The sequence below is a fragment of the Bacillus sp. FSL R5-0585 genome (assembly GCF_038004545.1).
Taxonomy (GTDB): Bacteria; Bacillota; Bacilli; order Bacillales; family Bacillaceae_G; genus Bacillus_A; species Bacillus_A cereus.
Genome location: NZ_JBBORJ010000002.1, coordinates 118,111 through 131,031, shown reverse-complemented (window position 1 = coordinate 131,031; position 12,921 = coordinate 118,111). Strand labels below are relative to the sequence as shown.

Below are 12,921 nucleotides of genomic sequence, written 5' to 3'. Positions count from 1 at the left end.
ATTCAAACATATTATTCGTAAACTAAGATATTGAGATGAACACCAAATACATACATTTTAAAATCTGGGTTTACTACACTTTAATTTTAGAAGCCCTAAAAAGAGTGTAGTGGTTTAATCTATAACGAATAAAACAAAAAATTAGAAAGTAAGGGGTTTACAACATGGTAAGGCTTAAGCTCGTATATTTTTTACTTCCACTTATGTTATTTGTTGGAGGTTGCGGAAACACTGTTGAAGAAACAAAGTATGAAAAGGACTTTTTAAAAGGGTCTAGTGCTATGAAAGAGGCATCACATAAAATGACTAAAATTCAAGAGGAGGACCATTCGCTATCTTCGTCACAAGAAGAATATAAAGAAGCAGTTATGGAATTTAGAAAGGTAACTAAGGAATTTAAGGACTTAGTTCCTGAAAGCAAATATGAAACTCAACATAAGAACCTAATAAGAGCACTGGAAGAATATGAATTGTCTACATCAAAATTATTAACAGGGATGTCTGATACAGAAGGTATTGAATGGAAAGATGGTATTAAACAGTTCAATAAAGCGACAGACATGTATGTTATGGCTGCTGGAAACATTGTAGATATAAGAGACGGAAATAAAGTAGGTACCACAGGAAAAAGTATTGGGAAAATATCTGAAGAAGATGCCCCAGTAGAAGCAGAAACTGAAACTGCCCAAACACAGCCGTCTGAGCAAGAGGTAGACTTAGCGACTAAAGATACCCAAACACAACCGATAGAACAAAATGCAGAAGAGAAGGTACCAGCCGCGGACAAGGAATCAGTATTAGAACAATCGCCACAGCAACTTACAGTTGATAATGTAAAAGAAATTATTGAGTATTATTCTATTGGAGAAAATGACAAATTAAATAACGTAACTGTTGAAAATGGTGAAATAAAAGCAAATATTGTATTAGCATCTAACAATCTATTTCCAGCTAAGGATATGGCAGTTAATAGATACAGTCAATTATCAGATGAATTACTAAAACATGAAGGTTGGCAAACACTAACTGTTACATATGCTAACATAGGAAGTATTAGTATGACTCGTAACGAAAAGGAAACAAATGAGATTGGTGATTACTTCCCAGTACTTAAAATTGAGGAAAGATTGAAATGATAAAATTAGTATCATAGAAGACCTTTCATATTATTGACATAGTTAGCATGTTCAGTTAGCAACATCTATAAGCTCAATTAGAAATAGTAATTCTATGTAGTACTATTGGTAGAGAAATAAAAGAAGTGAATGAACCAATTGGTCCATTCACTTCTACATTTGAGTTATCTCTCTCTAAATTTAATTTCTACTAAAAACCCTCTTGATCTTGAAGTATTTCTTCTTCACAATCTGTACAACATGTTAATATTTGATAACCACCTACAATTTTAGTATCATGAAAATCTGATTCTCTTCCACAAAATGTACACTTATTCATTATTCATTCTCCTTTCAATATCCCGTTTGATACTCAAAATCAAATTACATATTTTAAATAATTATTCTTTAATACCCTTATTTGTTAGATTAAACAGCTGTCTTTGTTCCTCAGTTACAGGAAATGCCCTGCTATATCCCTTTTTCGCATGAAATACCATATGATGATTTACAATCAAATATTGATTAACAATAAAATTCAACATATTATTAACCGCCAAAGCCGAATATTGATTTGTAATACGTCTTTGCGGCTGTGATTCTACTACTCGATCACAAGAAATATCGCTAGGTGCAATTGTATCCTCATCTGTTAAAACATCTGGATACAATTCAGCAACAGGCGCTAAAATTGTTTCACCCTTCACTCTTAACCCTGTTACTGTTTGCCCTGTATAACCGCTCTCTTCTTGTTGTTTAATAATTTCCTCACTTGGATTTCCTTTTATTAAATCCACTGCATCATTACCTGTGTCTATATATACAATATTTTCTTGTTCATTGAAAAATTTATGAAATTGTTGTCTTGAAAATAGCGATAGGTAAAACTTTGAAATTATCTCCATCTTTTCCCCCGCTCTACACCGCACGTGCGACTTTCACCGCATACGGCGTTCCATCAAATCCAAACTATCATATTGAGTGTTAATTCATTAAATCTCCTCATAACCAATAGAAGTACGCATTTTATTTATCTTACGTATCATAGACCTGCTGAGTATTCCAATTTTATCTAAATAATAATTTATTGTTTCCTTTTTCTTTGCATGAAAGAGTTTATGGATATCACTACGAACAAAAATTAAATTTACGTATTCATCAGTTCCACCTTTTGACTTTGGAATGATGTGATGGACCTCCATATCCCCTATTTCTAGAGGCTCTTTCGTAATGGCACATTTACCATTTTGCCCTACATAGAGTGAAATACGGTTATCATTAAGCTCAATTGATTGATCGATAATAGGGTTTTCCATCAAATACCTTAATATTGTTATGTTAATCGATTTTAACTTATCATGGATTAGCCTTCTTCCTCGTTCGGTGTATGAATTTATCTCTTTATTTAGCGCTCTAGCAGATTTATGTGTAATACCTGCTATAGGGTATATTGGCTTTTCCATAATATAGTACGTCTTAAAATTATACTTACCGTAGTATTTTAGAAAAGTTGGAGGAGTCTCTCCACCTTTAAATTTTAAAGACGATATACGATGTAACCGATTGTAAACAAAGTTTTTCGTTTTATAGTATATGTCTGCAAAATCTTTGTTTACCATCGTAGCGATATTATAGTAATTGTGAAACCCTAAAATTTTTGAATTAAGCAAACGAACCTCATCAGCATGTGGTCTTGCTTTGATACGCTTAATAGCCTTTTTGTATTTTTGAGTGATATTCTTCTTGGCCTGTTCGGTAATATGCGATTTTACAACATAGTCTGTTTTCTTAGCTTTCTTTTTAACAACCTTAAGTTTAAACCCAAGAAACTCGGTGTAATTTCTTCTAAGATTAGTGACTTTAGATTTCTCATTGTTCACTTCAAGTCCTAATCTATGTTTAAGCCATTTCTTGACTGCTATTAGAGTCTTTTGAGCAGATTTAAAATCTTTACAAAAGATTTTAAAATCATCTGCATATCTCACCAAAAACATTTCTTTAAGGTTACTCGTTCTTCTTAATGCAGTATACTTGTGGGAGCGAATAATTGTATTATTTCTTTTATCAATACTTTCATAGTTATGTCTTGTAATCATCGTTTCCCACTGTGAACTTATCCACCAATCAAGCTCATTCAGAACAATATTAGAAAGTAATGGAGAAATGATTCCACCTTGAGGAGTTCCTTTTTCCATTTGCCCTACGTTCTCAATTTCCGTCTTGAGAATTTTAGAAATAATAGATAAAAGACTTTTATCTCTAATTCCCAACGACCAAATCTGTTTTAGTAGCTTTCCATGGTTTACATTATCGAAGAATCCCTTAATATCAATATCAACTACATAATGGAACTTAGAAATATTCATAAGTGACATAGCTCTAACAATAGCATGTTTTGCATTTCTATTTGGTCTAAACCCATAACTATGGTTATAAAACTTCGCTTCACAAATAGGTTCTAGGATTTGTTTAATACATTGTTGTATAATCCGATCTTCCATTGTTGGAATACCTAGTGGTCTTTTGTCACCATTCCTCTTAGGAATGTACACCCTTCTAATAGGCTTTGGATTATAATTTTCTAGGGATTTTTTTACTCTTGCTACAAATGCAGTTATATTTTGTTCGGCTATTTCTAAAATAGTAGTTTCATTAGAACCCTTAGTGTAACTTCCTTTGTTTCTCTTTATATTCCGATAGGCAAGTTTTATATTTTCTTCACTCATAATAAGAGAGATTAGATTTTTGAATATCTCACCTTTGCTACTTCTATTGTATAGCTCATCAAACATTTGCTGTGTATTATAATACTCACTAAATCTAAGTTTCCTATGTTTCTTTGGTTTTCGTTCCATCTCAAGTCGGTTACTCATAAATTACTTTCACCTCTCTTAGTCTTACACGAACCTTGCGATTTCACGTCCACTTTTATCACTCAATAATTTGATAGTTGTTTTTGACTAATGGCTATTCCTCCCTACTTATTACAAATAGTTCATAGGTCATGCCATCACTCTCACTAGGATAAAGAAATGTTATAGATTTATTTAAACCCTTTCCATTTCAACACTTCACAGGCGATAAAGCCTCCATGTTCCTAGCTTTCTTCGTTCCAATATTCTTATCTTTTCATATACCCTTAGGTCATTCCTTTGCGCCTGGTTGCTAGATATTGCCTTTAACAATATAAGGTGTTTCATAACAATTATTCTTACTCCACCTCACAACCCCCACAACTTTGGTGGGTATGGCATTTCTACCATATCGACATTTAGACACGTACATTCAGAATTTCGTCAGTCACATTTAGTAACATTCTAACCATAGGTATTTTATAGACCCCCGGCCTATCTGCTACGCCACTCACCTCTGAGCAGTTTTCCATATACCTTTTAAAGTATACTAGGGTAACATTCAGCCGACTTTACCGAGCTTTACACAAACCTTGTCTTTATCAACAAGATTGCATATCGGAGTATCAGGGAAGGCATTTTAGAGCGTTACCTCCTCATTCTACCTTTCAGAATATTAGTTTTCCTAATCCAATTAAGGATTAGTACCTAACCTTTTCAGTTAGGAACGAATCGCACAATTATTGTCGACGCAGCTTATAAGAATTTTTATTGATTCCTTTTTATTATTTACTTTCAATGAATCAAATAATTTCATTAAAAGATCAGTAGTTTCTATATATTCTTCAGAATATGACCGCAAATCAATTCCAAACGGATTAGAATATCTTTTAGCTAATACGTCTGCTTTTTTCTTACCTATCTCATTTTTAATGAAATACTGATTTCTTAAGTTTTTCTCCTCGATACTATCTGCATCTGCTAAAATACCCTTGATTTCCGTAGTTCTAGAAGTAACCATTTGCTGCGCTACATACTGAGCCACTAATGATCCCGTACCGCCAGTACCAACTTGAACAATATGAATAGGTATATCTACATTAAATGGATATAATTGAATCATATTTCGTCCACCTCATGAATTGCAGACTCTACAACCTCCACTTGTTCCAATGGTCCATTAGCATTAAAAGGTGATGCAAATACCTTTGTAAGGTCTACTTGTTGATGTAACCCATCTTTATAAATCCTTGCATGTATTGAAGGAAAATATCGATTTAATCTACCTACAATTACATAAATAATATTTGGAACAACCTCATTTTGATTATCCAATACACTTGGTATTTCACTCATATTATGATGTGAATGTATTTGAAGCACTAATCTCTTCTCCATTTGCATTAAAATATCAGTCTCAGGTTTAACCCAATATTTATTTACTTTTTGCTTAGGAAAGACTATTTCATAACACCCATTTTGATCAAGATATACTTCTGCATGTAACTCTAACTCTTTAGTAGCGTAAAATTTTGCATGCTCTATAAAAGTTTGAAGTATATACTGCGGTATTGGAAAGAAAGGTGTTATTTTAGTACTATTACCCTTTTTCTTCATATCAATAAATACTGTGATAATATTTTTATCTTTGATATAACCCATTATTACATGACCTTTTACCAATTCATCGTATCCTGAGTTCTCCATTCTTTCTCTCAATTTTTCTCCACTAATTTCCATGAAGTCTGGTTTTCCGTTATTCAGAATCTCTTCTTCACTAAAATACTCTATTAAAGCATGTGTGTTACCCCAATACTTCACTACAGTTTCATTATTAAGCTTCCACAATTTATAATCCCTGATTATCGCATCGTTTTCGGGCTTCTTTTTATTATCTTTTTGCTCTTTCTTAGATGCCTGCTGCTGTTTACTTCTATTAGGTTCTTTTAATCTTAATGCCCTATTTTCTTCGCTGGCCCTTTTTTCTTCCTCCATCTTTTGTATTGCCAAAATCGTTCCTTCATCTAAGCTATTTATTGTTTCCGCTCCATTTTTTTGACTTTGTTCATTTTCTTCTAATAAATAATCAAAAATATCAAGTTCTTTTTTACTCATAATAACTTCCCCCTTATTATTTTGAATTCTTAAATTCATTAACCAATTGCTTATATGTTTTCTTATATGAAACTAACCAGTTATCATTAAATTCTTTCCCATCTAAAAAACTAAAAAGTTGAAAAACATCAGATTTATTTTTTAATTCTAGATCCTTTGAAATTCTATCCGGCCTATACATATCTGCACCGAATGGTAATTGGTGAAACCATCGTTCGAAAGCTGTTAAATTTTCAATTGTCGGAGGTTTATTCCCACCCATGCACACATTCCCACTATAGTAGACATTCGGAAATGGATATACATATAGTGGTGAATCTAATTTAATAGGTTCATCTTTCATCGCATATGCAAATGCACTCTGAAAAGATTTAACGCCTTTTGGACTTTGTAGTACCGCGAGTACTAGTAAGACCTTTGGAAAACCCACAGTATTAAAAGTTAATTTTTCTTTATGATTACCTCTCCATAACTCAACTTTTCTATTTGCTTTCTCCAATTCCAAAAAATAAAAGTGCTTAATTCCATCTTTTGTACCAACAGAAAGATGTTGCTTTAAATTCTTAGGAATAAAACCTGAATCATAATTAAATTCAAAATCTAATTCTTCCTTTGCTAGTGAAATAGACCTAGCAATAGATTTTCCAAGCTCAACAGCAGGAAATTTAAAATCCTTTTTTATAACTCCTAAATCATCCACAATCTTTGCTTCTACTATTGGAGAATGTTCCTCAATTTTTAAATAAATTGTCAAAGTAAGTCCTCCCAACAATCTCTTCTTTATATAGGCTAAAATTAAAGTTTTCTTTTTCTTGTTGAACTTTTTTTATGAAATACACCACTTCAAATAGTTCAATCCAAGTAAATACGTCAAAATATTCATATTGGCTACACATAACAAAAGCAAATTCATTATTGAATTCGTTATCCACATCATCCTTAAATTGGATTACTCTATCCGCGAATACATTCTTAATATCATTCATTTCATACCCTGAAGGTAAAGGAATGAAAACTAATATAATAGGTTCATCAAAATCACCTTCAAATAATTCATTTGCCTCACATTCTTGATACTCTCTAACAGTAAATTCTTCTATATATCCAGTACAGTTTAAAATCCCTTCTACAAGCTCTGTATATGGATTGAAACCATTATAGGAGTAGAAATCTGCATTCCAATCTAATTTCTGAATCACTACATCCTCAAATAATTTCGATGGTACCCCTTCATTCTTCATTGAGATAAATAAAGAAATAAGATTAATTATGGTTAGATTTGAATTTTCTTCATGCTCATCGATTTCTAAACGTTCCCATATATCTATCATGATCAGGACTCCTTACTCTTTAATTAATTTCAATAAATCTATATACTGGTTCAATTTCTTTGTATCTAACACATCATGAATATCTTCATGAATTACATAAAATACATCTTCATTAGCATAGTCACTAATTAAAACTAACTCCGGAAATATACCCCTTACAGTATTCAAATCGATTTTACTTTTAATTTGTAATAAACACGTATCATTTAAAAATAACCTTTTATTATATTGCCGAAATACTAAGTCTTCTAATTGAAATAAATATATTTCTTCTTCATCCATTAAAAATGCTGCTTGGAACTTACAATCATCATTTATCGACTGTAGTAACGCATTAACAAAATTAATATGAGCACATTCACTATTAAACTCAATATCATGATCTCGGATAGCAATCTCGTAATCATTCATATCAACCCTTGTCAGCAAATCTTTAGAACTACATATAAAATAGATTAGTTGAAAAAAAGAATTGTACATGTCAAATATGCTGGTCGTATCATTACCAACAAAAAACTGCTCAATATCATTTCTCATATAATCCTCCCTTTTTCTACCATCAAAAAAATAGGAAGTCTTCATCTGCTGGATTTGCAAACTCAACATTTCCTGAAATTTCATCTAAAATAGTATGATTTTCGAATAGTTCAGGTCTCATATAATCTGCAGCTGCTACTATTAAATCAAGCTGAAAGTTCTGATCTAAAAGTTCTTTAACTGAGAACGAATCTTTACGAACAAACCTTAAAACCTTTGCTAAATCATTAGGCACCATAAAATCAGCCACATCTGATTCTTGATTATTCATTTCTAACAAAGAACTCTCGAATTCTTTGTAATTAAAGACGGCCACTTTGCTTATTATTTTCATAGTCGATATATCCACCTTTCTTAGAAAATAAAAAAGACAAGGAATTAATCCTCATCTTTTTCATAACTGCAGTTAATTTTTCTCTTCATAAACAACTATAACGGTTACAAGTGGTTGGCCTTGATCATTTCCACGATTAATGATCCCACCTGGTTTTATTTCTTTAACTATTTTCCCGTGATTAGCACAATACTTCAAAAAACTATTCACTTCTTCATCAATTCTTAATGCATCCGCAATAACAGTTCTAATTTGTAATAACATAATAAATTCCTCCTAATATTTTTTTATTTTAAATATGTAATTTCAGAAATTCGAAATCCATCTATTTCTGGTACATATTTAAATTCCAGAATTAAGTCGTTTTGTTTTACCAAAAACAATCCTTTTTTTACTTTTGTAACAGTTCTTGGTTCTTCATAATTAAATAGACTTGGTTTACTTTTATAAGTAACTTTGTAATTCTTATTTGTACTAAAATAGTCTGATGTAAATTCATCAGCTAATTCTGCAGTTGTTACATGATTTCCTAAAAACATTTCTAGTTCTTTTTTGTTCTGATAAATAGTTAAGTGACCGTTCTTATCAATATCATCAAATATTAATTTGAATTGCCCACCTAAGTCATTAATCACATTTTGTGATAATTCATCTTCAAACAAATAATCGTATTGAATCTTTTGTTTCAAATCTTCTACTTTGATTGGAGTTAAAGCATCTGTTTGAGGTTCATCCTTTATAAAGGTGTTATAAAAAACAAACATCATAGCTAAAACGCCTAATACTAAAAATAATCTTTTGATCTTCATAAAATCTTCATCCTTTCACAATGTGATGTTCTCCAAAAAACGCAAAAAAGCCCTTTTCGGAGTTATATTTAAAAAGAAAGTAAAAGTAAAAAACTTAAACTATCTTTGAAAATCGAAACCCCGAAAGGGCTATAGTAGTTATGGATATAAAAAATTGAAATTAAAAAAAGGTATACTTAATTTTAACAAATTACAGCTGCAAAAACAACAATCTTCAGAATATTTAATCCATTAATTCTATGATATGATGAATATTATAAACCTTTAGAATGGAGTTTGATTTTAAATTGAAAAAACGTCTAATTTCTGTTTTTCCAATATTAATCTTTATAATTGGCGTTACCTTATTTTTACTAAGACAGTTCGTTTTTCTTCCATATAAGGTTTCTGGAGTTTCTATGGAAAACTCCTTATTTAATAATGACAAAGTTTTAATTAATCACTTCACCCATTCAATAGAAAATCTGCAAAGGTTTGATATAGTTGTTGTTAATTCCCCCCTAGAAAACACTTCTAATAATAAAACCATTATAAAAAGAGTAATTGGTTTACCTGGAGATACAATAGAATATAAATCACAGCAGCTTTATATAAATGGACTTGTGGTAAAAGATCTATACGCAAAAGGTAAAACAGCTGATTTTTCATTAAAAAACATTTACGGTTTCGATAAGGTTCCGAACGATACAATTTTTGTATTAGGAGATAATCGCGAGGAAAGTTTAGACAGCCGATTTAAAGAAATAGGCTTTGTACCTTCGAATAATATTGAAGGCAAGGTGGTTCTACGCTATAAGCCCTTTGACAGACTTGATAAATTTTAAGAAAACATTATTGTAGCTGTTAAATAACAATAAAGTCGTTACATTTACAATAAAGATGTTTAAAAACGCAAATCATCTGATTCCATTAAACGACCATATTTTTTAAGAATCAAGGCAAGAAAACTTAATTGAAAAGGCTATATGATAATAAAAACATATAGCCTTTTTTAGTGTTGACTCTTACCTTAGAGGATACTTTAGTATAAATAGCATGGAAAGGAGGAAATAGAATTGTATACCGTTAATGAAGTTGCAAAACTATCCCATACAACAGTAAAGACGTTACACCATTATCACAAGATAGGTCTTTTGATTCCTGAGCAGACGACAGAAGCTAGATATCGTTTATACGGAAAAAAGGATTTAGAACGACTACAGCATATTCTTTTTTACAAAGCGCTGGATTTTCCTCTTAAAGAAATTAAACAATTATTAGATGGTAATATCGACAGAGAGAATACGTTGATTAAGCAAAGGGATTTACTAGAGCAAAAGGTCAATCAATTTAAAAAACTAATTGATACGATCAATTTCTCTATCAAAAATATTAAAGAAGGAGTCGATTTAGATATGGCATCAATGTTTAGGGGTTTTAAAACTGAAGAAGAATGGTAAGAAGCATTAAAGGGTCAAAACGAACATTTGAAAAAAGAATATGATTTTGATTTGACGAATCAAACTATTGATGTAGAATCAATGAATGATTCCGCCATTGAAGCAAAATCATTTAATGAAGATATGATTAAATTCTTACAAGAAGGTGTTTCCGCAAACGACCCAAAGGTTTTCGAACGGGTGAAAAAACATCTATCCTTTTTAGAAAAAGATGGTCATCCATCTACACCACACGATTTCTTAAATCAAACTGAGCTATTTATTGTAGACGACTTTCACAGAAACATGTTTGAACAATGGCAAGTAGGTTACACTTATTTTCTAAACAAAGTGGCATCTAACTATTTGTCAAGTCAACAATAATGGTGATAACGAGTAAATAAATTAAAATATTTCCTTCTTCCATAAAAGGGCGCGATTGTGGTATAAAGATTGGATTTTTAAACAACTATATTGTTACACCCATGAGTTCCTAATCAGTGATTGTACAAGAAATTAAACAACTTTAAAGAGCCTTGCTACAATAAAATGTGCAAGGCTCATGTGTATTTCATAACAAAATTCAATAACTTTATTATTGCTTTACATTTTCATCCTGCTTTTGATTTAATGAAAAATCCCCTTCTACATCTAAAGCAACATATAATACTTCCTTTAATGAAGACCTAACTATTGAGGTGAACTACCCGCCACTTAACATCCTAACGGACTGTTTGAAGTGGGGGCTTCTCGGTTAGTCGTTACTTTTGGTAGCTAACGAATTCTTCCTAAGACAGCCGAGCTAACTCCCTTGTTCCAAGGGTTATTTTATTGCTATCTATGCTAACGCCAATAGGCGTATTGCTTCATTTTTGATATTGATAGCTGCGTTATAATCTCTATCGAGATTTACACCGCATATACAAGAATAGACTCGCTCAGACAATGACATATTTTTCACATTTCCACAACTGCTACATGTTTTTGTGGAAGGAAACCATTTGTCTATTTTCACAAGCTGTTTGCCTTGTTCATTTAGTTTATAAGCTAAGAAAGAAGTGAACATACCCCAAGCATTATCAGCGACGCTTTTTCCAAAATGAAGTGCTTGCGATATTCCCTTCATATTTAGATCTTCAATAGCTACAACATCAAAATGAGTAGCTAACTCTTTAGACTTATGATGAAGGAAGTTCTTACGTTGGTTTGCTACTTTTTCATGCAGCTTAGCTACAAGGATACGTTGTTTATTCCAACGCCCTGAACCTTTTGTACGTCTTGATAATACTCGTTGAGCATTTGCTAATCGGCCTAACATTTCACGATAGAACTTAGGATAATTGGCTTTCTCATCCTCAGAACTGACGTATAATTGATCCATCGCAAAGTCTAATCCAACAACTGTTTCTACTTCTTTTTGTACGATTTCTTTTTCGTATTCAGTCAAAATGGACACATAGTATTTACCAGTAGGTGTCATAGAAATCGTACATGACTTGATGATATGGTCTTGTGGTATTTCTCTATGCTGTTTGATACGTACCATTTTCAGTTTTGGCAATTTGATATGACCGTTAAGCAACATAATATTTCCGTTCACTACATTCGTTGTATAAGACTTTCTGTCTTTTTTACTTTTGAATGTTGGGAAATCATTTTGACCACTAAAGAAATTTTTATAAGCAGTTTGCAAGTTTAGTTGAGCATTTGCCAAAGCTAATGAATCAACTTCTTTTAACCACTCAAATTCTGCTTTGTATTTTGCAGGAGTGAGAAGCTTTTGTTTCCTTAGTTGATCCTTATCATCTTTATGTTTTTCATACGCTTCTTTCCGTTCAGCTAGCATTCTGTTATACACGAAACGTACACAACCGAAGGTTTTACGCATAAGATGTGCTTGGTCTTCTGTTGGATACAAACGGAATTTATATGCTTTATTCTGCTTTGTCATATCATTTCACCTCACTTTTTACTTTGATTTTCAATATATGTTTTTACTACGTCTATTGGCAAACCACCAGTAGTTAGCAAGCAAAAACTTCTTGACCAAAACATCTCTTTCCAAAGTTTCTTTTTCACTTGTGGAAAATCTCTTTTAATAAGTCGAGAACTTGCACTTTTATAAGCATTGATGAATTTTGTCATTTCTGTATTAGGGTGTGCCTTGAACAAAATATGAACATGGTCTACATCATGATTCCATTCAGCTAATGTGATGTTATAGTTTTCAGATAGTCGAACAAACATATCTTTTGCATAGTCTGACATATCATCGTCAAACACATTTCTTCTGTATTTCACGACCAACACAAGGTGATAATACAACAAGAATACTGAATGATTATTACTATCTAATTTCATTTATATACCAGCCTTTATCATTTATAAGACTGATTATATCAGAGGCGAA

Annotated in this window: 17 protein-coding genes; 4 read left to right on the top strand and 13 right to left on the bottom strand. The window is 31.8% G+C overall.

Features of this window, described 5'->3' with window-relative positions; all coding sequences use genetic code 11:
- Positions 1-164: 164 nt before the first annotated feature.
- On the top strand, positions 165-1,136 hold the full coding sequence (locus tag MKY38_RS27155) for a hypothetical protein (protein ID WP_061682339.1): 972 nt from the start codon (positions 165-167) through the stop codon (positions 1,134-1,136).
- 190 nt (positions 1,137-1,326) lie between these two features.
- Here MKY38_RS27155 and MKY38_RS27150 read toward each other — a convergent pair whose 3' ends face one another.
- The 11 genes from MKY38_RS27150 to MKY38_RS27100 form a co-directional block, all read right to left on the bottom strand.
- Positions 1,327-1,455: a hypothetical protein gene (locus MKY38_RS27150; RefSeq protein ID WP_256941576.1), complete on the bottom strand. Its 129-nt coding sequence runs from the start codon at positions 1,453-1,455 to the stop codon at positions 1,327-1,329.
- Between the two features lie 61 nt (positions 1,456-1,516).
- Positions 1,517-2,020, bottom strand: a complete 504-nt coding sequence (locus MKY38_RS27145; protein ID WP_098273026.1) for a thiamine biosynthesis protein ThiF — start codon at positions 2,018-2,020, stop codon at positions 1,517-1,519.
- An 87-nt stretch (positions 2,021-2,107) separates the two neighbouring features.
- Positions 2,108-3,988: a group II intron reverse transcriptase/maturase gene (gene ltrA, locus MKY38_RS27140; RefSeq protein ID WP_341050608.1), complete on the bottom strand. Its 1,881-nt coding sequence runs from the start codon at positions 3,986-3,988 to the stop codon at positions 2,108-2,110.
- A 700-nt stretch (positions 3,989-4,688) separates the two neighbouring features.
- The gene (locus tag MKY38_RS27135; protein WP_000615510.1) at positions 4,689-5,090 is read right to left on the bottom strand and encodes a ThiF family adenylyltransferase; all 402 of its coding nucleotides are present in this window, start codon (positions 5,088-5,090) and stop codon (positions 4,689-4,691) included.
- Positions 5,087-6,082, bottom strand: coding sequence for a hypothetical protein (locus MKY38_RS27130; protein WP_341050605.1), 996 nt, complete (start codon positions 6,080-6,082; stop codon positions 5,087-5,089). The genes MKY38_RS27135 and MKY38_RS27130 overlap by 4 nt, the downstream gene beginning before the upstream one ends.
- Positions 6,083-6,098: 16 nt before the next feature.
- Positions 6,099-6,836 (bottom strand): hypothetical protein, encoded by a 738-nt coding sequence (locus MKY38_RS27125; RefSeq protein WP_200462092.1) that lies wholly within the window; start codon positions 6,834-6,836, stop codon positions 6,099-6,101.
- Positions 6,814-7,413 carry a hypothetical protein gene (locus tag MKY38_RS27120; protein WP_200462093.1) on the bottom strand — a complete coding sequence of 200 codons (600 nt, stop codon included), beginning with the start codon at positions 7,411-7,413 and terminating at the stop codon, positions 6,814-6,816. The genes MKY38_RS27125 and MKY38_RS27120 overlap by 23 nt, the downstream gene beginning before the upstream one ends.
- Positions 7,414-7,425: 12 nt before the next feature.
- The gene (locus MKY38_RS27115) at positions 7,426-7,824 is read right to left on the bottom strand and encodes a hypothetical protein (RefSeq protein ID WP_234485085.1); all 399 of its coding nucleotides are present in this window, start codon (positions 7,822-7,824) and stop codon (positions 7,426-7,428) included.
- A 148-nt stretch (positions 7,825-7,972) separates the two neighbouring features.
- Complete coding sequence (locus tag MKY38_RS27110) at positions 7,973-8,284, bottom strand: hypothetical protein (RefSeq protein ID WP_200462095.1); 312 nt, start codon at positions 8,282-8,284, stop codon at positions 7,973-7,975.
- A 72-nt stretch (positions 8,285-8,356) separates the two neighbouring features.
- Positions 8,357-8,548, bottom strand: a complete 192-nt coding sequence (locus tag MKY38_RS27105) for a hypothetical protein (RefSeq protein WP_200462096.1) — start codon at positions 8,546-8,548, stop codon at positions 8,357-8,359.
- Between the two features lie 23 nt (positions 8,549-8,571).
- Positions 8,572-9,093 carry a hypothetical protein gene (locus MKY38_RS27100; RefSeq protein ID WP_000695112.1) on the bottom strand — a complete coding sequence of 174 codons (522 nt, stop codon included), beginning with the start codon at positions 9,091-9,093 and terminating at the stop codon, positions 8,572-8,574.
- A gap of 269 nt (positions 9,094-9,362) precedes the next feature.
- On the opposite strand from MKY38_RS27100, the gene lepB reads away from it, so the two are divergent.
- The 3 genes from lepB (at position 9,363) to MKY38_RS27085 (ending at position 10,895) form a co-directional block, all read left to right on the top strand.
- Positions 9,363-9,917, top strand: a complete 555-nt coding sequence (gene lepB / locus MKY38_RS27095; RefSeq protein WP_098273029.1) for a signal peptidase I — start codon at positions 9,363-9,365, stop codon at positions 9,915-9,917.
- A gap of 231 nt (positions 9,918-10,148) precedes the next feature.
- On the top strand, positions 10,149-10,532 hold the full coding sequence (locus MKY38_RS27090) for a MerR family transcriptional regulator (protein WP_341050593.1): 384 nt from the start codon (positions 10,149-10,151) through the stop codon (positions 10,530-10,532).
- Positions 10,533-10,583: 51 nt separating this feature from the next.
- Positions 10,584-10,895: a TipAS antibiotic-recognition domain-containing protein gene (locus MKY38_RS27085; protein WP_341050589.1), complete on the top strand. Its 312-nt coding sequence runs from the start codon at positions 10,584-10,586 to the stop codon at positions 10,893-10,895.
- Positions 10,896-11,349: 454 nt separating this feature from the next.
- Here the strand turns inward: MKY38_RS27085 and MKY38_RS27080 are convergent, their stop codons facing one another.
- Complete coding sequence (locus MKY38_RS27080; RefSeq protein WP_200462097.1) at positions 11,350-12,462, bottom strand: RNA-guided endonuclease TnpB family protein; 1,113 nt, start codon at positions 12,460-12,462, stop codon at positions 11,350-11,352.
- 11 nt (positions 12,463-12,473) lie between these two features.
- Positions 12,474-12,872 carry an IS200/IS605 family transposase gene (gene tnpA / locus MKY38_RS27075; RefSeq protein ID WP_098272358.1) on the bottom strand — a complete coding sequence of 133 codons (399 nt, stop codon included), beginning with the start codon at positions 12,870-12,872 and terminating at the stop codon, positions 12,474-12,476.
- Positions 12,873-12,921 lie beyond the last annotated feature (49 nt).

Excerpts from the sequence above, each read along its gene's own strand:
- MKY38_RS27150 (WP_256941576.1), bottom strand. The coding sequence starts at position 1,455 with ATGAATAAGTGTACATTTTGTGGAAGAGAATCAGATTTTCATGATACT.
- MKY38_RS27105 (WP_200462096.1), bottom strand. The coding sequence starts at position 8,548 with ATGTTATTACAAATTAGAACTGTTATTGCGGATGCATTAAGAATTGAT.
- ltrA (WP_341050608.1), bottom strand. The coding sequence starts at position 3,988 with ATGAGTAACCGACTTGAGATGGAACGAAAACCAAAGAAACATAGGAAA.
- lepB (WP_098273029.1), top strand. The coding sequence starts at position 9,363 with ATGGAGTTTGATTTTAAATTGAAAAAACGTCTAATTTCTGTTTTTCCA.
- MKY38_RS27145 (WP_098273026.1), bottom strand. The coding sequence starts at position 2,020 with ATGGAGATAATTTCAAAGTTTTACCTATCGCTATTTTCAAGACAACAA.
- MKY38_RS27100 (WP_000695112.1), bottom strand. The coding sequence starts at position 9,093 with ATGAAGATCAAAAGATTATTTTTAGTATTAGGCGTTTTAGCTATGATG.
- MKY38_RS27155 (WP_061682339.1), top strand. The coding sequence starts at position 165 with ATGGTAAGGCTTAAGCTCGTATATTTTTTACTTCCACTTATGTTATTT.
- MKY38_RS27120 (WP_200462093.1), bottom strand. The coding sequence starts at position 7,413 with ATGATAGATATATGGGAACGTTTAGAAATCGATGAGCATGAAGAAAAT.
- tnpA (WP_098272358.1), bottom strand. The coding sequence starts at position 12,872 with ATGAAATTAGATAGTAATAATCATTCAGTATTCTTGTTGTATTATCAC.
- MKY38_RS27080 (WP_200462097.1), bottom strand. The coding sequence starts at position 12,462 with ATGACAAAGCAGAATAAAGCATATAAATTCCGTTTGTATCCAACAGAA.
- MKY38_RS27110 (WP_200462095.1), bottom strand. The coding sequence starts at position 8,284 with ATGAAAATAATAAGCAAAGTGGCCGTCTTTAATTACAAAGAATTCGAG.
- MKY38_RS27130 (WP_341050605.1), bottom strand. The coding sequence starts at position 6,082 with ATGAGTAAAAAAGAACTTGATATTTTTGATTATTTATTAGAAGAAAAT.
- MKY38_RS27115 (WP_234485085.1), bottom strand. The coding sequence starts at position 7,824 with ATGAATGATTACGAGATTGCTATCCGAGATCATGATATTGAGTTTAAT.
- MKY38_RS27135 (WP_000615510.1), bottom strand. The coding sequence starts at position 5,090 with ATGATTCAATTATATCCATTTAATGTAGATATACCTATTCATATTGTT.